The sequence below is a fragment of the Mycolicibacterium wolinskyi genome (genome assembly GCF_002101965.1).
Classification (GTDB): domain Bacteria; phylum Actinomycetota; class Actinomycetes; order Mycobacteriales; family Mycobacteriaceae; genus Mycobacterium; species Mycobacterium wolinskyi.
This window is the reverse complement of the sequence record NZ_LQQA01000010.1, coordinates 1-20171: the sequence shown is the minus strand read 5'-3', so window position 1 is coordinate 20171 and position 20171 is coordinate 1. Positions and strand designations below refer to the sequence as shown.

The 20171-nt window shown below is 67.0% G+C and carries 23 protein-coding genes; 14 read left to right on the top strand and 9 right to left on the bottom strand.

Translation table 11 applies throughout. From position 1 onward, the window contains the following. Nucleotides 1–27 precede the first annotated feature (27 nt). Complete coding sequence (locus tag AWC31_RS08830) at nucleotides 28–549, top strand: gamma carbonic anhydrase family protein (protein ID WP_085143907.1); 522 nt, start codon at nucleotides 28–30, stop codon at nucleotides 547–549. On the opposite strand, the gene AWC31_RS08825 is transcribed toward AWC31_RS08830, so the two are convergent. Then, nucleotides 521–1558 (bottom strand): aldo/keto reductase, encoded by a 1038-nt coding sequence (locus AWC31_RS08825; protein WP_085143905.1) that lies wholly within the window; start codon nucleotides 1556–1558, stop codon nucleotides 521–523. The two genes, AWC31_RS08830 and AWC31_RS08825, sit on opposite strands and share 29 nt — an antisense overlap. 79 nt (nucleotides 1559–1637) lie before the next feature. On the opposite strand from AWC31_RS08825, the gene AWC31_RS08820 reads away from it, so the two are divergent. The 3 genes from AWC31_RS08820 to AWC31_RS08810 are packed head-to-tail and all read left to right on the top strand — an operon-like array spanning nucleotide 1638 to nucleotide 4017. After that, a complete protein-coding gene (locus AWC31_RS08820) occupies nucleotides 1638–2234 on the top strand; it encodes a TetR/AcrR family transcriptional regulator (RefSeq protein WP_085144289.1) in 597 nt (198 codons plus the stop codon). Nucleotides 2235–2254: 20 nt separating this feature from the next. Further along, on the top strand, nucleotides 2255–3376 hold the full coding sequence (locus tag AWC31_RS08815) for an NAD(P)H-binding protein (RefSeq protein WP_085143903.1): 1122 nt from the start codon (nucleotides 2255–2257) through the stop codon (nucleotides 3374–3376). Continuing rightward, nucleotides 3373–4017 (top strand): CPBP family intramembrane glutamic endopeptidase, encoded by a 645-nt coding sequence (locus tag AWC31_RS08810; RefSeq protein ID WP_067850619.1) that lies wholly within the window; start codon nucleotides 3373–3375, stop codon nucleotides 4015–4017. The genes AWC31_RS08815 and AWC31_RS08810 overlap by 4 nt, the downstream gene beginning before the upstream one ends. Here the strand turns inward: AWC31_RS08810 and tet(V) are convergent. Together tet(V) and AWC31_RS08800 are read right to left on the bottom strand one after the other, a co-directional pair. Further along, on the bottom strand, nucleotides 4014–5294 hold the full coding sequence (gene tet(V) / locus AWC31_RS08805) for a tetracycline efflux MFS transporter Tet(V) (RefSeq protein ID WP_085144288.1): 1281 nt from the start codon (nucleotides 5292–5294) through the stop codon (nucleotides 4014–4016). The genes AWC31_RS08810 and tet(V) overlap by 4 nt on opposite strands. 127 nt (nucleotides 5295–5421) lie before the next feature. After that, the gene (locus AWC31_RS08800) at nucleotides 5422–6246 is read right to left on the bottom strand and encodes an enoyl-CoA hydratase (protein ID WP_085143901.1); all 825 of its coding nucleotides are present in this window, start codon (nucleotides 6244–6246) and stop codon (nucleotides 5422–5424) included. Nucleotides 6247–6333: 87 nt separating this feature from the next. Between AWC31_RS08800 and AWC31_RS08795 the strand changes: the two genes are divergently transcribed. Genes AWC31_RS08795 through AWC31_RS08785 form a run of 3 tightly spaced genes read left to right on the top strand, consistent with a single transcriptional unit; the run spans nucleotide 6334 to nucleotide 9249 of the window. Beyond that, nucleotides 6334–7425, top strand: a complete 1092-nt coding sequence (locus AWC31_RS08795) for a CaiB/BaiF CoA transferase family protein (protein ID WP_085143900.1) — start codon at nucleotides 6334–6336, stop codon at nucleotides 7423–7425. Between the two features lie 54 nt (nucleotides 7426–7479). Continuing rightward, nucleotides 7480–8232, top strand: a complete 753-nt coding sequence (locus AWC31_RS08790) for a 3-hydroxyacyl-CoA dehydrogenase (RefSeq protein ID WP_085143898.1) — start codon at nucleotides 7480–7482, stop codon at nucleotides 8230–8232. Between the two features lie 3 nt (nucleotides 8233–8235). Further along, nucleotides 8236–9249, top strand: coding sequence for an NAD(P)H-dependent flavin oxidoreductase (locus tag AWC31_RS08785; RefSeq protein ID WP_085143897.1), 1014 nt, complete (start codon nucleotides 8236–8238; stop codon nucleotides 9247–9249). A gap of 79 nt (nucleotides 9250–9328) precedes the next feature. Here the strand turns inward: AWC31_RS08785 and AWC31_RS38140 are convergent, their stop codons facing one another. Both AWC31_RS38140 and AWC31_RS08780 read right to left on the bottom strand, forming a co-directional pair. Next, nucleotides 9329–9460, bottom strand: a complete 132-nt coding sequence (locus AWC31_RS38140) for a hypothetical protein (protein ID WP_110775021.1) — start codon at nucleotides 9458–9460, stop codon at nucleotides 9329–9331. 172 nt (nucleotides 9461–9632) lie between these two features. Next, nucleotides 9633–10178: a DoxX family protein gene (locus tag AWC31_RS08780; RefSeq protein ID WP_085143895.1), complete on the bottom strand. Its 546-nt coding sequence runs from the start codon at nucleotides 10176–10178 to the stop codon at nucleotides 9633–9635. A 168-nt stretch (nucleotides 10179–10346) separates the two neighbouring features. Here AWC31_RS08780 and AWC31_RS08775 point away from each other — a divergent pair, with 168 nt between their 5' ends. From AWC31_RS08775 to AWC31_RS08765, 3 genes are read left to right on the top strand one after another with little or no spacing between them, the layout of a single operon-like run. Further along, nucleotides 10347–12605, top strand: coding sequence for an MMPL family transporter (locus AWC31_RS08775; protein WP_085143893.1), 2259 nt, complete (start codon nucleotides 10347–10349; stop codon nucleotides 12603–12605). 1 nt (nucleotide 12606) lies between these two features. Then, the gene (locus AWC31_RS08770) at nucleotides 12607–13299 is read left to right on the top strand and encodes a TetR/AcrR family transcriptional regulator (RefSeq protein WP_234790874.1); all 693 of its coding nucleotides are present in this window, start codon (nucleotides 12607–12609) and stop codon (nucleotides 13297–13299) included. Next, entirely contained in the window at nucleotides 13292–13933 is a 642-nt protein-coding gene (locus AWC31_RS08765; RefSeq protein ID WP_085143891.1) for a class I SAM-dependent methyltransferase, read from the top strand. The genes AWC31_RS08770 and AWC31_RS08765 overlap by 8 nt, the downstream gene beginning before the upstream one ends. Here the strand turns inward: AWC31_RS08765 and AWC31_RS08760 are convergent. Next, on the bottom strand, nucleotides 13930–14643 hold the full coding sequence (locus AWC31_RS08760) for an NAD-dependent deacylase (protein ID WP_067850997.1): 714 nt from the start codon (nucleotides 14641–14643) through the stop codon (nucleotides 13930–13932). The two genes, AWC31_RS08765 and AWC31_RS08760, sit on opposite strands and share 4 nt — an antisense overlap. A 36-nt stretch (nucleotides 14644–14679) precedes the next feature. Between AWC31_RS08760 and AWC31_RS08755 the strand changes: the two genes are divergently transcribed. After that, nucleotides 14680–15045 (top strand): Rv1152 family transcriptional regulator, encoded by a 366-nt coding sequence (locus AWC31_RS08755; protein ID WP_067850637.1) that lies wholly within the window; start codon nucleotides 14680–14682, stop codon nucleotides 15043–15045. Here the strand turns inward: AWC31_RS08755 and AWC31_RS08750 are convergent. Further along, nucleotides 15021–16268, bottom strand: a complete 1248-nt coding sequence (locus tag AWC31_RS08750; RefSeq protein ID WP_085144287.1) for an Rv1453 family transcriptional regulator — start codon at nucleotides 16266–16268, stop codon at nucleotides 15021–15023. The genes AWC31_RS08755 and AWC31_RS08750 overlap by 25 nt on opposite strands. Before the next feature lie 144 nt (nucleotides 16269–16412). Here AWC31_RS08750 and AWC31_RS08745 point away from each other — a divergent pair, with 144 nt between their 5' ends. Next, nucleotides 16413–17966, top strand: a complete 1554-nt coding sequence (locus AWC31_RS08745; protein ID WP_085143890.1) for a flavin-containing monooxygenase — start codon at nucleotides 16413–16415, stop codon at nucleotides 17964–17966. Here AWC31_RS08745 and AWC31_RS08740 read toward each other — a convergent pair. Then, on the bottom strand, nucleotides 17884–18738 hold the full coding sequence (locus tag AWC31_RS08740) for a class I SAM-dependent methyltransferase (protein WP_085143888.1): 855 nt from the start codon (nucleotides 18736–18738) through the stop codon (nucleotides 17884–17886). The genes AWC31_RS08745 and AWC31_RS08740 overlap by 83 nt on opposite strands. Nucleotides 18739–18762: 24 nt before the next feature. Continuing rightward, entirely contained in the window at nucleotides 18763–19278 is a 516-nt protein-coding gene (locus tag AWC31_RS08735) for a DUF1697 domain-containing protein (RefSeq protein ID WP_085143886.1), read from the bottom strand. Between the two features lie 115 nt (nucleotides 19279–19393). Between AWC31_RS08735 and AWC31_RS08730 the strand changes: the two genes are divergently transcribed. Together AWC31_RS08730 and AWC31_RS36765 are read left to right on the top strand one after the other, a co-directional pair. Then, nucleotides 19394–19837 carry a PPOX class F420-dependent oxidoreductase gene (locus AWC31_RS08730; RefSeq protein ID WP_067851001.1) on the top strand — a complete coding sequence of 148 codons (444 nt, stop codon included), beginning with the start codon at nucleotides 19394–19396 and terminating at the stop codon, nucleotides 19835–19837. Nucleotides 19838–19880: 43 nt separating this feature from the next. After that, entirely contained in the window at nucleotides 19881–20048 is a 168-nt protein-coding gene (locus AWC31_RS36765; protein WP_110774989.1) for a DUF5302 domain-containing protein, read from the top strand. Nucleotides 20049–20171: the final 123 nt, after the last annotated feature.

Below are 20171 nucleotides of genomic sequence, written 5' to 3'. Positions count from 1 at the left end.
GCCATCCGGCTGTTTACGATGGCCCGCATGCCTGAGCCGCTGATCGTCACCGTCCTTGGCCACACGCCGCACCTGGATTCCGACTCCTGGGTGGCGCCGAACGCCACTGTGATCGGGCAGGTTTCGCTGGCCGCGGGGGCCAGTGTCTGGTACGGCGCGACGCTGCGGGCCGAGTCCGAGCCCATCGAGGTCGGCGCGAACAGCAATATCCAGGACGGTGTCACCGTCCACGTCGATCCCGGATTTCCGTGCCGCATCGGTGCGGGGGTGACAGTGGGACACAACGTGGTGCTGCACGGCTGCACCGTCGAGGACGACAGCCTGGTCGGGATGGGTGCGGTCGTGCTCAACGGCGCGGTCATCGGTGCCGGATCCCTGGTCGCGGCCGGTGCCGTGGTGCCACAGGGCATGGTGGTCCCGCCGCGATCATTGGTGGCCGGCGTGCCCGCCAAGGTGCGCCGCGAGCTGACCGACGACGAGGTCGGCCACAACCAGTTCAACGCGAAGGCCTACACCCACCTCACCGATTTGCACCGATCGGCGGGTTGAGCCGCGCGAACCCCTCCTGCCGGAAGTAGGGAAAGTACGGGTAGGGCGCCTCTCGGCGGCTCGCCGCATCGAGCCGCGCGATCTGGTCGGCATCGAGCCGCCACCCGACCGCTCCGAGGTTGTCGCGGAGCTGGCGCTCGTCCCGCGCTCCCACAATGACGGATGACACAGTCGGCCGGCGCAGCAGCCAGTTCAGCGCGACCTGGGGGATGGTCTTGCCGGTTTCGGCGGCGATTGCGGCCAGTACGTCGACGACGTCGTAGAGCAGTTCGTCGTCGACCGGTGGCCCGGCGTCCGCGGTGGCGTGCAGGCGGCTGTGCTGTGGCAGCGGCTCGCCGCGACGGATCTTCCCGGTCAGCCGGCCCCAGCCCAGCGGGCTCCACACGAGCGCGCCGACGCCTTCGGACATGCCGAGCGGCATGAGCTCCCACTCGTAGTCGCGACCGATCAGCGAGTAGTACACCTGGTGCGCGACATACCTTGGGCGATGGTGCTTTTCGGCCAGGTCGAGAGATTTCATCAGTTGCCAGCCCGAGAAGTTGGACACGCCGGTGTAGCGCACCTTGCCCTGTTCGACGAGCATGTCCAGCGTCTGCAGCACTTCGTCGATCGGGGTGAACGCGTCGTAGGCGTGCAGCTGAAACAGGTCGATGCGGTCGGTCTGCAAGCGTTGCAGCGCATCGTCCACCGCGCGCAGCAGCCGCGACCGCGACGTGCCCCAGTCTTCCGGACCGGTCGGCAGGGCGGCCTTGGTGGAGATCAGGACGCTGTTGCGGCGCCCGCGCAAGGCCGCGCCGAGCACCTCCTCTGACGCCCCGTCCGAATACACGTCCGCGGTGTCGAACATCGTGATGCCGGACTCCAGGCACAAGTCCACCATCGCGCGAGCCTGCTCGACGCCCGTATCGCCCCAAGCTCCGAAGAACTCTCCGCGACCACCGAAAGTTGCTGCACCGAAACTCAATTCGGACACCGTCAGGCCCGAGTTGCCCACCCTGCGATATTCCATGCCGACTCCTTAATGGAACAATTTTCCCGTTAGCAGACTGTAGCACTAATGGGAACGAGGTCCTATTAAGATGGTGGCGATGGCTGGCGAACGACCGGGCGGACGTACCGCGGCAGTGCGTGAGGCGGTGCTCCGCGCGGCCGCCGACCTGCTGATCGAGACGGGCCTGGAGGGCCTCGAGCTCACCGCGGTGGCCGAACGCGCCGAGGTCGGCAAGTCGACCGTCTACCGCCGCTGGGGATCGGTGCCGGCACTCGTCGCCGACCTGCTGGCCGACATGGCCGACCAATCATCGCCACGCGCCGACAGCGGATCGCTGCGCACCGACCTGCGGGCCAACGCCACGCTGGTGCGGCGGACCTTGACCGACCCGCGTCAGGGCCCGCTGTTCAAGGCCATCATCGCGGCCGCGACCTGTGACCCGCGCACCGCCGACGCGCTGCAGGTCTTCTACGACCGGCGCATCGCGGAGTGGGCCGGCTGCGTCGTCGATGCCATCGACCGAGGTGAGGCGCCTCCCGGAACCGATGCGGCCGCCGCCATCCGGCAGGTTTCCGCCCCGCTGTACTACCAATTCCTCACCAGCACAAGACCGCTCACCGCCGCCGACGCCGAGCGCGCGGTCGACGCGACGATTGCGGCGATCGCGGCCGGGGTATACGTCGCGCCGACATGAGCTCGAAGACAAGGCGGGATATGCGGATACTCGTGGCCGGTGCGACCGGTTATGTGGGCTCGCGGCTGGTCCCGGCGCTGCTCGCGGAGAACCACGACGTCGTGGTGGGCAGCCGTAGCCCGGCCCGGTTGACGGACTTCGGGTGGTATCCCGACGTGACCGCGGTGGCGCTCGACGCCGATGACGCGGACTCGGTCGCGTGTGCCTTCGCACAGGCCGGTCCGATCGACGTCGTCTACTACCTCGTGCACGGCATCGGGCAGCCCGGGTTCCGTGAAGCCGACAACCAGGCCGCGGCCAACTTCGCGACTGCCGCGCGCGACGCGAGGGTGAGCCGCATCGTCTATCTCGGCGGTTTCGTGCCGGACGACGATGCGCTCTCCGAACATCTCGCCGGCCGTGCCGAGGTGGCACACGCGCTCACCGTTGACGGCGGGCCGGAGGTGGTGTGGCTGGGCGCGGCGATGATTATCGGTGCGGGTTCGACGTCGTTCGAGATCCTGCGCTATGTGGGGGACCGGTTCCCGGTGATGCCGATGCCGCGCTGGATGGCCAACCCGATGGACCCGATCTCGATTCGCGACGTGCTGTATTACCTCGTGGCTGCCGGGGACGCCGAGCGACTACCCGCCGGCGCGTACGACATCTACGGGCCGCAACGCACGACGTATCGCGACTTGTTGGCCACCTACGCCCGCTTGGCCGGCAAGCGGCGGATCGGGATCCCGGTGTTCGGCGTGGCGACCGGTTTGGCGTCGCGCGTGTCGGCGATCGCCCTGCCGGTTCCCGACGGCTTGGCGGCCGATCTGACTGCGTCCCTTGATCATCCGATGACGGCCGCCGGTGACGGCATTCGTGCCTTCGTGCCCGATCCGCCAGGCGGCCTGCTCGGCGTCGACGACGCGCTGGCGTCGGCGCTCGCGAGCCGGCAGCGCCGCCCGGTCAACGAGCTGGCCGACCCGCACCACTTGGCCGACACGGACCCGGACTGGGCCGGCGGCGACCGGTCGCGGATCCGACAGTTCACGCCGCCGTTTGTGCGCCCCGCGCTCAGCCTGCTCCCGCCGATGCCCGGTCCGGTGGCGGCCGTACTGCGCTCGGGACTCGATGTCGTGTTCAGCCTGGTGGTGAAACGGGTATGACGGTGGCGATGGCCGACCAGGAAACGCGCACCGTGGTGCTGCGCAGGCGGATCGTGGTCGGCGTCGTGTTGGTCGCCGGTGCCATGCTGCAGGCGTATTCATTGGGACGTGAGCCCGGCGACACCTCGTTCTACTGGCTGACTTTGGCGATGGCCGCGGTGTGGACCGTCGGCGCGATCGTGTCCGGGCCGCTGCAGCTCGGCCGTGACCGGCGCCCGATAGTGCTCGGCACGGTCGTCGGACTCGGGCTCGGCGCGATGTTCGCCGTCGGCGGCCTGATCGCGAGGCTGATCCCGGGCCTGCGCGAATATGTCACTGCCGTACTCGAATTCGCCAATCATGGGCCCCTGCTGGTCATCGTGTTCATCACGGTGATCAACGGGGTGGCCGAGGAGTTGTTCTTCCGCGGCGCGCTCTACACCGCTCTGGGCAACCACTATCCGGCGGTCATCTCGACGGTGATCTACGTCGCCGCGGTCATGGCGGCGGGCAACCCGATGCTCGGCTTCGCGGGCATCCTGCTCGGCGCGGTATGCGCCTATGAGCGCCGAATGACCGGTGGCGTGCTCGCCCCAATGCTGACCCACTTCTTCTGGGGCCTGATCATGGTGCTCGTCCTGCCACCGATCTTCGGCGTCTAACGCAGCGGGTGCGCCAACTCGTCGCGGGGCATGCGGGCGGCCGTGAGCGCGACAAGCGCCAGCAGTGCCGGTGCGATGCCCGATACGAGGAAGATCGTCTCCATCGAGATGACTTTCGACAGCGGGCCCACGATCGCGAACGACAACGGCATGAACGCCAGCGAGACGAAGAAGTCCAGGCTCGACACTCGGCCCAACATCTCTCGCGGCACCCGGCGCTGCAGCAGCGTTCCCCAGATCACCATGCCCGCACCGTCGGTCACGCCGACGACGAACGTCGCCAACGCCATCAACGGGAACGACGAGGTGTAGCCCACGACCACCAGCGGTGCCGAACCGAGGCCCCACATCACCATCATCGTCGTGAGATACCGGCGCGGCATCCGGCGTGACGACACCGTCAATGCGCCGAGCGCGCTGCCGAAGCCGAAGAACGCCAGGATGAATCCGTAAGCCCGGGCTCCGTCGGCGAATCGGTCCTGCGCGATGAACGGCAGGAGCACCTCGATCGGTCCCAGCACGACGAGCACGAACATGCTCGCGAACAGCAGTGTCCACAGCAGCCATCGGGTGCGCAGCATGAACATGAACCCGTCACGGAGATCACGGAGGACATGAGGCTGTTCGGTAACCGGCTGTGCGGCATGCGAATCCGCCTCCGGCCGGGTCGCCACCAGCAGGGCCAGCCCAAGGCCGAACAGCACCGCGACCACGATCGCGCCCACGTACGGGATCGTCGCCCCGATCACCATGCCCGCGACGGCCGGGCCGACCGAGCGCTGGAAAACCGGGCGCACCACACCTTCCACGCCGTTGGCGGCCAACAGCTGTTCGGGCGGAAGGATGCGGGGCAGGATCGCGCTGTACGCCGGAAAGAAGAACGCCGCGGCGATGCCGAGAATGGCTGCAGCGACCGCCATATGCCAGATCTTCAGCGCGCCCAGCAATCCCAGCACGGCGATGATCGACACGGTGACGAAGTTGACCGCCTCGACGGCGATGATGATCGTGCGCTGATTGATCCGGTCCGCGGCGATACCGCCCACGAGTACGAACGCGACCAGGCCCGCGCCCAGGCACGTCGCGACCAACGACAGCGACGCCGGATCGTTGTCGATCGCGATGACCTGCAACGCCATCACGACCGACCACATGCCCTCGGCGAAGATCGACAGCGTCACCGCGGCGATGAGCAGCCGGTACTCGCGGATCCGGAAGGGGGCGAGCACACGCCACCCGCCGGTGTCGCGCACCGGCCGCTCGATGTCGTGTTGCATGCTCACAACACTCGATGGTGCCCACCCGGCACCGGTTCAGTCCAACGATTTTCGGCCGCGAGCAGACGCTGCGGTACCCGTAATTGCGCATTTTGGGGTACCCGCGCGTCTGCTCGCGGGAGAAACGTCAGGAGTCGGTGAACTCCGGCCGCCGGTTCTGCTGGAAGGCCTTGGTGCCCTCACGGAAATCGTTTGACACCAAGAGCTGCAGCTGGCCTTCGCGCTCCCGGGCGAACGCGCCGTCGAGTTCGGTCAGCGTGGCCGCGTTCACGGCCTGCTTGGTCTTGCGCAACGCCACCGCGGGCCCGGACCGAAGCTTCGAGATCACCTTGTCGACCGCGGTGTCGAACTCGGCCGCCGGATACACCCCGCTGATCAGACCCCAGTCGTAGGCGTCGGCGGCGGTGAGCCGGTCGGCGAGCAACGCCAGACGCATGGCCCGGATGCGGCCGATGTTCGCCGCGACCAACGCCGAGGCACCGCCATCGGGCATCAGCCCGATCTTGGTGAAGGCCAACAGGAAGAACGCCTGATCGGAGGCCAGCACGATGTCGCAGGCCAGCGCCAGCGACACCCCGACGCCGGCGGCAGGTCCCTGCACCACGGCGACAACGGGTTTCGGCAGCGCCACGATGGACGCGACGGCACGGTTGGCGGCGTCGAGCACGCCCGCGGCGTCGTGGCTCTTGGCGTTCTGATCCTCCTCGCTGATGCCCGCGCCCGAGCTGAACCCACGGCCGGCGCCGCCGAGCCGCACGACGCGCACCTGCGGGTCGGTCGCGGCGAACTCCATCGCCTCGGCGATCGCCGTCAACATGTCCTGCGTCAGCGAGTTCAGGCTGTCGGGCCGGTTGAGGGTCACCGACAGCACGCCGTCGGCGAGCGACACCGAGACGGCGTCGATGCGGGGATAGGAGGCGGTGCCGGAGTCCCTGGAGTCAACAGTGGTCATTGCTGCACCCTAAATCCGGCGACAAGGTTATACAAGTAAGCTATGTCGCGGTCAACTGAGGCCTAACACGCGAAGGGGCGGTAGAGCATGACAGGACCATTGCACGGTTTGCGCGTCGTCGAGTTGGCCGGCATCGGCCCCGGCCCACACGCGGCGATGATTCTCGGCGATCTCGGCGCCGACGTGGTGCGCATCGAGCGCCCGAACAGGGGTGGGGGAGTGCCCGCGGGTGACCGCGATTCGATGCTGCGCAACCGTCGTTCGGTCGCGGCCGACCTCAAGAGCGACGAGGGCCGCGAGCTTGTGCTGCGGCTGATCTCGAAGGCCGACGTGCTGATCGAGGGCTACCGGCCCGGCGTCACCGAACGCCTCGGCCTCGGCCCCGACGACTGCGCCAAGGTCAACGACAAGCTCATCTACGCCCGCATGACGGGCTGGGGCCAGGAGGGTCCGCGCGCCCTGCAGGCCGGCCATGACATCAACTACATCTCGCTCAACGGCCTGCTGCATGCGGTCGGGCGCAAGGGTGAGCGACCGGTGCCTCCGCTGAACCTGGCCGGTGACTTCGGCGGCGGGTCGATGTTCCTGCTCGTCGGGATCTTGGCGGCGCTGTTCGAGCGTCAGACGTCGGGCAAGGGTCAGGTGATCGATGCCGCGATGGTCGACGGTTCGTCGGTGCTGATGCAGATGATGTGGGGCTTTCGCGCCAACGGCATGTGGTCCGACGAACGCGGAACCAACATGCTCGACACCGGCGCGCCGTACTACGACACCTATGAGACCGCGGACGGCAAGTACATGGCGGTCGGCGCGATCGAGCCGCAGTTCTACGCCGAGCTGCTCAAGGGGCTGGGGCTGGACGCCGCCGATCTGCCGGGTCAGAACGACATCGCCCGCTGGCCCGAGTTGCGCGAGGCGTTCACGAAGGCGTTCGCCGCCCACGACCGCGACCACTGGGCCGAGGTGTTCAACGGCACCGACGCGTGCGCGACGCCGGTGCTGAGCTTCGCCGAGGTGCTCACCGAACCGCACATCGCCGAACGCGACACGTTCTATGACGACGCGGGCAACCTTCAGCCGATGCCCGCCCCGCGCTTCTCCCGCAGCACCCTGGCTCAGCCCACCCCGCCGGGCGAACGCGGAGCGGACACCGACGCCGTGCTGCGCGACTGGGTATAAAGTCCCAACCAACCAGTAGGTCGGCACAAGGCCGGCCGGAAAGGAATGCGGTAAGTGGAGATCAAAGACGCGGTAGCCGTCGTCACCGGGGGCGCATCCGGCCTGGGCCTGGCCACGACCAAGCGGCTGCTCGATGCGGGCGCGCAGGTTGTGGTCATCGACCTCAAAGGTGAAGAGGTGGTGGCCGAACTGGGCGATCGGGCCAAGTTCGTGAGCACCGATGTCACCGATGAGGGAGGGGTGAGCGAGGCGCTCGATGTGGCCGAGTCGCTGGGCCCGGTGCGCATCAATGTCAACTGCGCCGGCATCGGCAACGCCATCAAGACCCTGAGCAAGAACGGCGCGTTTCCGCTCGACGGCTTCCGCAAGGTGGTCGAGGTCAACCTGATCGGCACGTTCAACGTGCTGCGGTTGGCGGCCGAGCGGATCGCCAAGACCGAGCCGCTCGGTGAGGAGCGCGGCGTCATCATCAACACCGCCTCGGTCGCGGCGTTCGACGGCCAGATCGGCCAGGCCGCCTACTCTGCGTCCAAGGGCGGCGTGGTCGGCATGACGCTGCCGATCGCGCGGGACCTGTCGCGTGAGCTGATCCGGGTGTGCACGATCGCGCCGGGTCTGTTCAAGACTCCGCTGCTGGGTTCGCTGCCCGAGGAGGCCCAGAAGTCGCTGGGGCAGCAGGTGCCGCATCCGGCCCGGCTCGGTGATCCCGACGAGTACGGCGCGCTGGCCGTGCACATCGTCGAGAACCCGATGCTCAACGGCGAGGTCATCCGCCTCGACGGCGCGATCCGGATGGCACCGAGGTAGACCATGGCACTCAACACGAAATTCACCGAGACGTTCGGGGTCGAGCATCCCATCGTGCAGGGTGGCATGCAGTGGGTCGGCCGCGCGGAACTCGTTGCCGCCGTGGCTAATTCAGGTGCACTGGGCTTCATCACGGCGCTCACCCAGCCCACGCCCGCCGATCTGGCCAAAGAGATCGAGCGGTGCCGCGAACTGACCGACAAGCCGTTCGGCGTCAACCTGACGATCCTGCCGACGATCAACCCGCCGCCGTACGACGAGTACCGCCAGGTCATCGTCGACTCAGGCGTCAAGATTGTCGAGACCGCGGGCTCCAACCCGGCTCCGCACCTGCCGATGTTCCACGACAACGGCATCAAGGTGCTGCACAAGTGCACGTCGGTGCGGCATGCGGTCAAGGCGCAGAGCCTTGGTGTGGACGGCATCAGCATCGACGGGTTCGAGTGCGCGGGGCATCCGGGCGAGGACGACATTCCCGGGCTGGTGCTGATCCCGGCCGCGGCCGCCAAGATCGAGATCCCGATGATCGCCTCGGGCGGTTTCGCCGATGCGCGCGGTCTGGTGGCGGCGCTGGCGCTGGGGGCCGACGGCATCAACATGGGCTCGCGGTTCATGTGCACGGTCGAATCGGCGATTCATCAAAAGGTCAAGGAAGCGATCGTGGCGGGCACCGAGCTCGACACCGAGCTGATCTTCCGGCCGCTGCGCAACACCGCCCGTGTCGCGAGCAACGCAGTGTCGCGTGAGGTGGTGCAGATTCTCAACAACGGTGGCCAGTTCGAGGACGTCAAGGATCTGGTCGCAGGCCAGCGCGGCGTCAAGGTCTACGAGATCGGCGACCTCGACGCGGGCATCTGGTCGGTCGGCACGTCCATGGGGCTGATCAACGACATTCCCACGGTCGGCGAGCTGGTATCGCGGATGGTGGCGGAGGCCGAGATCCTCATCAGTGGGCGCTTGCTCAACATGATCGGCGCCGACGAGGACGACCTGAAGAAAGAAATAGTCCTCGCGTAACGCGAGGACTGGGGCCGGGCTCGGCCAACTCACCGGCAAACTGCATACGGAAAACGCGCGCCGCGAGGCGCGCGTTTTCTCATACTGCCGTCGGAAGGGACTGGTAGTCGTCAAACTGCTCCGACGTGTCACCCTCGACCAGGACATCGCCGTGGTAGAGAGCGTCGAAGTCGACCTTGATGACATCTGCACTGGTGTCGTCGATCCACATGACACTGAGCGTATGGGTCACCATTAAGGAATCTTTGAGTCACGATTCGGAAAATGGTGGCAATACTACTTTTGGGTAGGTTTCCGGCGAGTAGCTCGAGTCGGGGTGCCACGAGCGTGGGCAGTGTGCCCGGCTTCGGCGCAAAAACCGTGCATACGGCCCACGCTGGACGTCAGCTCGGCGGCGCCGTGAAGTGAATCGGATTGACGCCGTTGAGTGCGATCCAGGTCACGACGGCGGCGATCACGCCCACGGCCAGCAGGCCGATGGCCAGCGGCATCGAGACGCGGGAGCGGCCGAACACGCGGTGGTCCACCGACAGCGTCCCCGCGCCGGTGAACAGCAGGGCCGCCGCGGCGAAGGCCACGAGGAACGGCACGTTGAACGGCTGTGACCAGAAGGCGTCCGCCGACACATTGACGGCCCAGGCGTCGACCATCGCGCCGATCACCGCGCAGGCCGCGAGCGGCGTGAGGATGCCGAACAGCAGGCCGATACCGCCGAGGGTCTCGGCCGCGGTCACCATGAAGGCCGCGAACTTCGGCAGGTGCCAGCCGCTGGATTCCATGAACCCGGCGGCGGTGGAGAAGTCGAAGGCTTTGATGAGTCCGGCCTGCAGCATGGTCGCGCCGGTGGCCACGCGCAGGATGAGCAGGCCCGTGTCGGTCATCGTCGACGCCGGCGTCGTGTGGGTGAGCTCGGTGGTGTTGGTCGTCATGAGCAGCTAGACCCTTCGTCGCAACAGAACTCATCGCGCGTGATGCGGAATCCAGTGTGAACATTTCGCCGCCGCAGATCGTGCCTATCGGTGAGGTCGGCGTTGACGTCATCAGATTATCGCTGTTAAGTTAACGTTGATATTGTTCGGTCGCGGAAGGACACCGACGTGCTGCACCGAATCGCCCTGCTGGCCATCGCCGCGCCGCGGCGCATCCTCGTCATCGCCGCGCTCGTCATGGCCGCCGCGGGCATCTTCGGTGTCCCGGTGGCAAAGAGCCTGTCCGCAGGCGGCTTTCAGGACCCCACCGCGGAATCGGCGAAGGCCACCCAGTTGCTGGCCGAGAAGTTCAACCGTGGCGACATGCAGCTCGTCATCAGCGTCACCGGGGACCGGGCCGACAGCCCGGCAGCACAGGCCACCGGCACCGAGATCGCCAGGAAACTGGAGGCTTCGCCCTACGTCACCGAAGTGACCTCCGCCTGGACCGTGCCGCCGCCCGCGTCGTCGGCCCTCATCAGTGAGGACGGCAAGACCGGCCTCATCGTCGCAGGCATCACCGGCGGGGAGAGCGGCGCGCAGAAGCACGCCAAGGAACTGACCGACGAACTCGTGCACGACCGCGACGGCGTGACCGTGCGGGCCGGCGGCGAGGCGATGATCTACGTCCAGATCAACGGGCAGAGCGAAAAAGATCTGCTGATGATGGAGTCGATCGCGATCCCGTTGAGCTTCCTGGTTCTGGTGTGGGTGTTCGGCGGACTCATGGCCGCGGCGTTGCCGCTCGCGGTCGGCGGGTTCGCGATCCTCGGATCGCTGGCCGTCCTGCGCTTGTTCACCATGGTCACCGACGTGTCGATTTTCGCGCTCAACCTCACTGTCGCAATGGGTTTGGCGCTCGCGATCGACTACACGCTGCTGATCATCAGCCGGTTCCGCGACGAACTGGCCGAGGGCATGGACCGCGACCAGGCCTTGATCCGCACCATGGTGACGGCCGGGCGCACGGTGCTGTTCTCGGCGATGACGGTGGCGCTGTCGATGGTCGCGATGGTGCTGTTCCCGATGTACTTCCTGAAGTCCTTTGCGTACGCCGGGATCGCGGTGGTGGCGCTTGCCGCGCTCGCCGCGATCGTGGTGGCGCCCGCGGCGATCGTGCTGCTCGGGGATCGGCTCGACGCCTACGACGTCCGCCGGTTCGCCAGGCGGGTCCTCGGCAGGCCCGAGCCGGTGCGCAAACCGATCGAGGAGACGTTCTGGTACCGCATGACCAAGCGCGTCATGCGCCGGTCGATCCCGGTCGGCGTCGCGATCATCGCGTTGCTGCTGATGCTCGGTGCGCCGTTCCTCGGTATCAAGTGGGGCTTCCCCGATGACCGCGTGCTGCCGCAATCGGCGTCGGCTCGCCAGGTCGGTGACCAGATGCGCGACGACTTCGCGGTCGACTCGGCGACCAACGTCACGGTCGTCTTGCCCGACGTCACCAAAGTCGCGCCGAACGAGCTCGAGCAATACGCGAGCATGCTGTCGGACGTGGCCGACGTGTCGTCGGTGTCGGCACCGGGTGGCACCTACGTCGACGGTCGCCGCGTCGGTCCACCCTCGGCCGCGACCGGGATGGCCGAGGGCAGCGCCTATCTGACGGTCGGCAGCGATGCCCCGTTGTTCAGCGACGCGTCCGAGGCGCAACTCGATGCGCTCCACGCGGTTCCCGCACCCGCCGACGTACAGCTGGCCGGGGTGGCGCAGATCAACCGGGACAGCTCACAGGCGATCACCTCGCGGCTGCCGTTGGTGCTCGGAGTGATCGCCGCGATCACGTTCGTGCTGCTGTTCCTGCTCACCGGCAGTGTGGTGCTGCCGCTGAAGGCGTTGGTGCTCAACGTGTTATCGCTGTCGGCGGCCTTCGGAGCCCTGGTATGGATCTTCCAGGACGGCCACCTGGGCGCGCTGGGCACCACCCCGACCGGAACCCTCGTGGCGAACCTGCCGGTGTTGTTGTTCTGCATCGCATTCGGCCTGTCGATGGACTACGAGGTGTTCCTCGTGTCGCGGATCCGGGAGTACTGGCTGCAGTCGGATCGGACGCGCGCCGCGAACGACGAAAGCGTCGCACTCGGGCTTGCCCGTACCGGGCGGGTCGTGACCGCGGCCGCGCTGCTCATGTCGATATCGTTCGCAGCGCTGATCGCCGCGCAGGTGGCCTTCATGCGGATGTTCGGCCTCGGCTTGACCCTCGCGGTCCTCGTCGACGCGACCCTGGTCCGGATGCTGCTGGTGCCTGCGTTCATGCACGTGATGGGCCGGTGGAACTGGTGGGCGCCCGCGCCGCTGGCCCGGTTGCACGAGCGGATCGGTATCAGTGAGTCCGGTGAGAAGCCCGCGGAGGCGCCGCGGGCCACGGCGGGCGTGACGGAAACTGGTTAGCGTGTCGATCCCACCCCTCAAGCCGCTCAAACGCCGCCGTGCCCCACGTGGGTCGGGGGAGCTGTTGCGCGAGCAGATTCTCGATGCCGCGACCGAGCTGTTGCTGGAAACCGGTCACGCCAAAGCGGTTTCGATCCGATCGGTCGCGCAGCGGGTCGGTGTCACGCCGCCGTCGATCTATCTGCACTTCGCCGACAAGGACGCACTGCTCGATGCGGTGTGTGCGCGGTATTTCGAGAAGCTCGACGAAGAGATGCAGCGCGTGGCCAAGGATCAACCCTCGACGATCGACGTGTTGCGCGCGCAGGGACTGGCCTACGTGAGCTTCGCCCGCCAGACGCCCGAGCTCTATCGCCTGGCCACGATGGGCGAGGGCAGGCCGGGCAGCGATGTCGACGTCACGCTCAACAGCTCGGCGTTCGTCCACATGCGCACGTCCGTGGAAACACTGATCTCCGAAGGCATCTACCCGCCCGGCGACCCCACGTCGCTGGCGCTCGAACTGTGGACGGCGGCACACGGTGTCGCGGCGATGCTGATCGCCAAGCCATACCTGCCCTGGGGCGACGCCGAGGAATTCACCGACCGGGTGCTGCGAGCAGTGTGTACCGGCCACATCGTTTCGGGAATGATCGGAACCGACCTCTCCCCGCAGGAGGCCGTCGCCCGGCTGAAGGGATTCGCCCATGAGTAACGCCGACAAGCTGGTGGACAACCCGTTGTTCGCGCGGTTGTGGAAAACCCTGTCGAACTACGAACCCGAATCGGTGCGCCGCCTGCGGATCGAGAATCTCGCGGGTTTGTCGGGCCGCGTGCTCGAGGTGGGCGCGGGAACCGGCACGAACTTCGAGTATTACCCGTCGACGGTCGACGAGGTGGTCGCGATCGAGCCCGAACGCCGGCTCGCCGAGGTGGCCCGCCGAGCCGCCGCCAACGCGCCCGTGCCGGTCACGGTCACCGGTGACACCGCTGAACGGTTCGCCAGCTCTCAACCGTTCGACGCGGTGGTGTGCTCACTGGTGCTGTGCTCCATCGAAGAGCCCAACAGCGTTCTACGGCAACTCTTTTCGCTACTCCGCCCGGGCGGTGAGCTGCGTTACCTCGAACACGTCGCAGGCACCGGATATCGGGCTCGGCTGCAGCGGCTGGCCGACGCGACCATCTGGCCGCGGCTGCTCGGCAACTGTCACACGCACCGCGACACCGAGCAGACCATCGTCGACACCGGGTTCCAGGTACGCGACAACCGCCGCGAGTGGGCCATGCCGCCGTGGGTGCCGATGCCGGTTTCGGAGTTCGCGATCGGGAAAGCGGTGCGGCCTGCTTAGCCCAGCAGTACCGGAAGGCGTTGCAGCAGGCCCGGTAGCGCCGTCGCCGCGGTCTCGCGCAGCGACACCGTCGCGCTGTCGGAAAGCGGAGTGCGCTCGGGGTTGATCTCGATGACCGGCTTGCCCGCGGAGAGCGCGGCCTCGGGAAGACCGGCGGCCGGATAGACGATCGAGCTCGTGCCCACCACGATCACCACGTCCGAACCGCTCACCGCGAGCACCGAACGCTGCCATGCCGCATCGGGCAGAGCCTCACCGAACCAGACCACGTTGGGCCGGATCAGCCCGCCGCACGGGCACACCGGCGGTTCGACGGTCTCGACCGGTTCCGGCATGTCGGGCAGATCGCCTTCGAACCGTGAACCGCAAGCGTCGCAACGGAACTCGAAAAGGCTGCCGTGCAGGTGGTAGACGTTGGTGCTGCCGGCCCGCTCGTGCAGGTTGTCGACGTTCTGGGTGACGACGTGGACGTCGGCGTAGTCCTGCCAGGCGGCAACGGCGCGGTGACCGTCATTCGGCTCCACCCCGGCCATCATGTAGTGGCGCCACAGATACCACGCCCACACCTTCTCCGGGTGACGCTGCCAGCCGTCCGTGCTGGAGATCTCGTAAGGGTCGACCTTGGCCCACAGGCCCGTCTCGACGTCGCGAAAAGTGGGCACACCGCTCTCCGCCGAGATCCCGGCACCGCTGAGCACAGTCACTTGCACAGCACCAACGTAGCGGCTTTGGGTGATACTGGGCACGTGGCCGAATTGGGGGATTGGGTTCATATCGATCCGGATGCCGAGAAACCGTTGTTTGACCAACTCCGGGTTCAGATCATCGACGGCATAAGGGACGGGCGGTTGTCGCCGGGCACGAGGTTGCCGACGGTTCGCGAACTCGCAGGTCAGATCGGTCTGGCAGTCAACACCGTGGCCCGGTCGTACCGGGAGCTGGAGTCGGCCGGGGTGCTGGAGACGCGCGGGCGGTACGGCACGTTCGTCGCCCGCGCCGATCCGGCCGACGCGGCGATGGCCGCCGCCGCGAACTCGTTCGCCGAAGCGGCGCGGGCGCTGGGGATCGGGAAATCCGACGCCCTGCGCTACCTGGACGGCGCGTTCGACTGATCGCGGGCGTCGGGCTGGCCGTGCCAGCGCAACACGTCGAGCGCGATGGCCGCGTTGACGGTGCAGTCGGCCAGTGGGCGGGGTAGTAGCTCGTCCGCGCGGGCCAGCCGCCGCAACAGGGTGTTGCGGTGCAGGTAGAGCCGTGCCGCGGCGCGCGAGGCGTTGCACTGCTCGGCGACGAATATCCTTACGGTCTCCTGCAATTCAGTGCCCGCCGTCTCAAGGTCGCCGAGTGTGCGCTTGACGAAGCCGGCCGCGCGGTCCGGGTCGGCGGTGATCAGCGCGACCAACTCGATCTCGGCGAACCGGGCGATCTGCTGCGGTGAATGCAGGCGCGCCATCATCTGCTGGGTCGTGATCGCGTCGAAGTGGCTGCGCCGGAAGCCGTCCACGCCGTCGTCGGTGGGCCCGATGGCGATGCGGACATCGCCGGTGTCATCGATCGCGTGCTGCAGGGCCGCGGCATCGACAGGTCCCGGTGCCCACACCCACCGGGTGGCGGTACTCGCCAGCACACTGAGTGGCCGAGCGCCGCCGCACGCCTGGCCGAACGCATCGGCGGCGCGGTCCAACTGGGAAAGATCACCGTCGGGCCGGTCACTCCAGATGACGGCGGCGGTGTGCGGTCCGGTGAGTGCGTAGCCGAGCCGCGCCTCGGCACGCTGGCGGGGGATCGGGGCGCCGTCGAGGAGCAGCGCCACGGTCTCGCGTCGTTCGGCATGCGAACCTCGGGTGAGTTCGTCGCGCTCCAGTTCGATCTGGGTCGTGATGCCGGCCAAGGTGGCGTCGACGAACGCGCTGATGGAGCGCGAGCAGACGTCCAGCAGCTCGTGCAGTTCGGTCGAGTCGGAGGTCAGTTCGAACGCGATCTCCATGAGGCGGCGCCAGGCGACGCCCTCACCGACCCGGTAGGCGTCGAGCGGGAACGCGTTGACCCCGCGGCGCACCAGTTCACGGGCGATGTTCAGGGGTTCGGGCCCGGTGTTCGGCGGCACCGGCGCGCCCGGGTCCCGCACATTGGCGGTGCCCCAGAAATACAGATTCGCCCGGTTGCTGCGGCTCACGGCCGCGGCGAGCTCGGGGTCTGCCGCGATCACCGGGTTCGCGGCCGCCAGTACGGCGCGATCGAGTTCGTCGAGCCATTCCGGGCGAGCGTTGACCACGATCTGCGCACACTGCCGGATCAACTCCCTGACCCGAGGTGACGGCGGGTTCCAGGCCATGCGCACACGGTAGAGCAGCGGTGCAGAGTGCACCATTGTCGCAGCGGAAATGAGACGTTCTGACCTTGGGCGACGGGACCGTGGCGGCGACGATCGATCGCAACAACTTCGCGAGTATTCCGGCCACCGACAGGAGTCACGGACATGGCTGACACCGAACACGTCGACGTTCTGATCATCGGCGCCGGTATTTCCGGGATCGGCGCTGCCTATTACCTGCAGCGCGAACACCCGGGCCGCAGCTACGCGATCCTGGAGGCCCGCGGCGCGACGGGCGGCACCTGGGACCTGTTCCGCTATCCGGGGATTCGTTCGGATTCCGATCTGCACACGTTCGGTTACGAGTTCAAGCCGTGGCGCGACGAGCACGCCATCGCCACCGCGGACAAGATCCTGGCCTATCTGCGGGAAACGGTGTCGGAGAACGGCATCGACGGCAACATCCGCTTCCACCACCGGGTGCTCGGGGCGGATTGGGACAGCGCCGAGGCCCGCTGGATCGTCGACGTCGAGCGCGCCGACAGCGGTGGCGGCGACGCCGAACTGATTCAGCTCAGCGCCAACTGGCTGTTCTGCGGGGGCGGTTACTACCGATACGACGAGGGCTACTCGCCGCGCTTCGAGGGCAGTGAGCGATTCACCGGCCGGATCGTGCATCCGCAGCACTGGCCCGAGGATCTCGACTACAGCGGCAAGAAGGTCGTCGTGATCGGCAGCGGGGCGACCGCGGTGACGCTCGTGCCCGCGATGGCGCCGACCGCCGGGCACGTGACGATGCTGCAGCGGTCACCGACGTACGTGATGCCGGTTCCGGCCAAGGATTCGTTCGCCAATCTCGCCAAGCGGGTGCTCGGCGACGAGCGTGGCTACGCTTTGACCCGGCGCAAGAACATCCTCAAACAGCGTGCCGTCTATACCTTCTGCCAGAAGTACCCGACCGTCGCGCGCAGGCTCATCCGTCGCATCAACGCAAGCCAGCTCCCGGCCGGCTACCCCGTCGACGAGCACTTCAGTCCCCGCTACAACCCATGGGATCAACGGCTGTGCGCCGTCCCGGACGGCGACCTGTTCGCGGCCATCGGCGACGGAAGCGCATCGGTGGTCACCGATCGCATCGCCACGTTCACCGCGAACGGTATCCGGCTGGAATCGGGGCGCGAGCTCGAGGCCGACATCATCGTCACCGCGACCGGATTGAACATCCAGCTGTTCGGCGGCATGTCGCTGACCGTCGACGGTGAGCCGGTGAACTTTGCCGAGACCGTGGCCTACAAGGGCATGATGCTGTCCGGCGTGCCGAACTTCGTCTTCGCCTTCGGGTACACGAACTCGTCGTGGACACTCAAAGTCGGCCTGCTGTGCGAACACTTCTGCCGGCTGCTGACGCACCTCGATCAGAACGGCTACGACGTGGCGCGGCCCGTGCTCACCGAGCCCGGCATGAAAACCCTTCCGCTACTGGACTTCGCGGCCGGCTATGTGCAGCGGTCGGTGGACGAACTGCCGCGCCAGGGCGTCGACGGACCGTGGGTGATGTCGATGAACTACACCTACGACGCGGAGATGCTGCGCGACGGTCCCGTCGAAGACCCTCATCTGGAATTCGGGAAGGCGCTCAGCCGAACTCGAGCAGCGTCATCACCGGCCGGACCGGATCCAGCAGCGGAACCCGCTGAGCTGCCCATATCAGCGCGTTGAGCACCTTGCCGCGGCCGGCGGGCAACGGCAGGTCGCGCACGACCCGCACGCCGGGCACGGTGTTGACCAGATCTGCCACCTGCGCCGGGGTCAGGCTGAACGGCATGGGCGGCACCCGGTAGCGCCGGGAGGTCCGCATGCCCCGGCGCGCCCACGCCGCGAACCAGGCCGGTGGCAGGTCGAAGATCATCTGCCCACCGGGAAAGCGCTGTGCGCATTCGCGGATCAGGCTCATGGCCTCGTCGGGCTGCAGATACATCAGCAGGCCTTCGGCGGTGATGAACACGCCGTCACTCGGGTCGACCTGATCCATCCAGCTGAAGTCGAGCGCGGACTGGGCACAGGCCCGCACCCGCTCCGACGGCGGCAGCAGCTTGTTGCGCAGCTCCACCATCGGCGGCAGATCGACTGTCAGCCAGTGGAATTCATGGCCGACGCCGGCGTTGTCGAGCCGGTAGAAGCTCGTCTGGAAGCCCTCGGCCAGGGCCACCACCGTGGCCTTCGGATGGTCGTGCAGGTAGTGACGCGTGGCGCGGTCGAAGATCTTTGCCCGCAGTGCCATGTCCTGGCGGCGCGTGTAACCGAACTTGGCGAAGTCGAAGTCGATCGAGTCGACCAGTTGCACGGCCATCGGATCGTCGATGATCCCGTCCGGGCGGCGCGCCTCGTGTGCGCGCACCTGCAGGGTCAGCAGGGCGGTCTCAGAAACCCCGGTGAGCGAGACCTTGGTGCGCGGCGCCGCTGGCGGATTCGTCGGCGAGTTCGTCGTCATTGGCCCGAATGTACCGAACCTGTGTCAACGCAAGACTTTCTCCAGCGTGCGCAGGTTTCTGGTGGTGGTCGACGACTTGTACCGCTTCTTGCCCATGGTCTTGCCGATCGTGCTGCCCAGCGTGGCGTTTCGCGCGATCTGCCAGTAGAGCACGCCGTCACCCCGCTCGATCTTCTCGTCAGGCGCCGCGGGCAGGCCCGCCAGCTCGTCGAGCACATCGGGGTCGCTCACGAACGTCACATACGAATGGTGGCCCTCGACCTCACGCTCGAACGGGTAACCGGCCGAGATCGCCGCCACCGTCTCGAGGTCGTACACCAAAACCCACGCCTCGTACCCGAAGGCGTCGCGCAGCGCCTTCTCCGCGGTGCTGCGAACCTTCTTCGCCGGAGAACTGCTGTCCAGCAAGACATTTCCGCTGGCCAGAATCGTTCGGACGTCGGTGAAGCCGGCGTCCTCGAGCGCTTCGGCCACCTCGGCCATCTTGAGATTGACTCCGCCGACGTTGACGCCCCGGAGGAATGCGGCGTAACGCGTCATGACTGATCAGCGTAGCTCCGACAAACCGGGCCCGGCCGATGCTCAGCCGAATTCCAGGACGGTGTTGCCGTCAATCACAGTCATCGAGTCGATGGTGAAGACGTACGCTCGGGATATGGGGCGCCAGGTCTTCGACGACAAGCTATTGGCTTTGATCAGCGGCAACTCGATGGGGGTGCTCGCGACCATCAAGCAGGACGGCCGTCCGCAGCTGTCGAATGTGTCGTACTACTTCGATCCGCGGGCGGTCACCATCCAGGTGTCGATCACCGAGCCCCGCGCGAAAACCCGCAACCTGCGCCGCGACCCGAGAGCGTCGATCCACGTCAGCTCCGACGACGGCTGGGCATACGCGGTTGCCGAAGGCGACGCGATTCTCACCCCGCCCGCGGCCAACCCACACGACGACACCGTCGAGGGCTTGATCGCGTTGTATCGCAACATCGCCGGTGAGCATCCGGATTGGGACGACTACCGGCGCGCCATGGTCGACGATCGGCGGGTGTTGCTGACCCTGCCGATCTCACATCTGTACGGGATGCCGCCGGGGCTGCGATAAATCCTGGTGACGCTGAAGCCGGAACCGCGCTACGCTGCGGCTTATGGCTGAGACACCGGAAGACGACAACAAGCGTAAGTTCCGGGAGGCGCTGGAGCGCAAGAAGGCGAAGTCGGCGGGCGGAGCCGACCACAAGGACGGTGGGCGCGCGCAACCACGCGCCCACGGCCCGGTGGAAAACCGTCGGGAGTTCCGTCGCAAGAGCGGTTAGATCGCGGTTCGCAGTCAATGCCGAGGATCCCTGTCAGCATGTGGCATGTGGTGTCTCGGGACATCGCTGACACTTTTGTCTCGGGACATCGCTGACACTCATTGTGCCGGTTTGGGTTGGTGT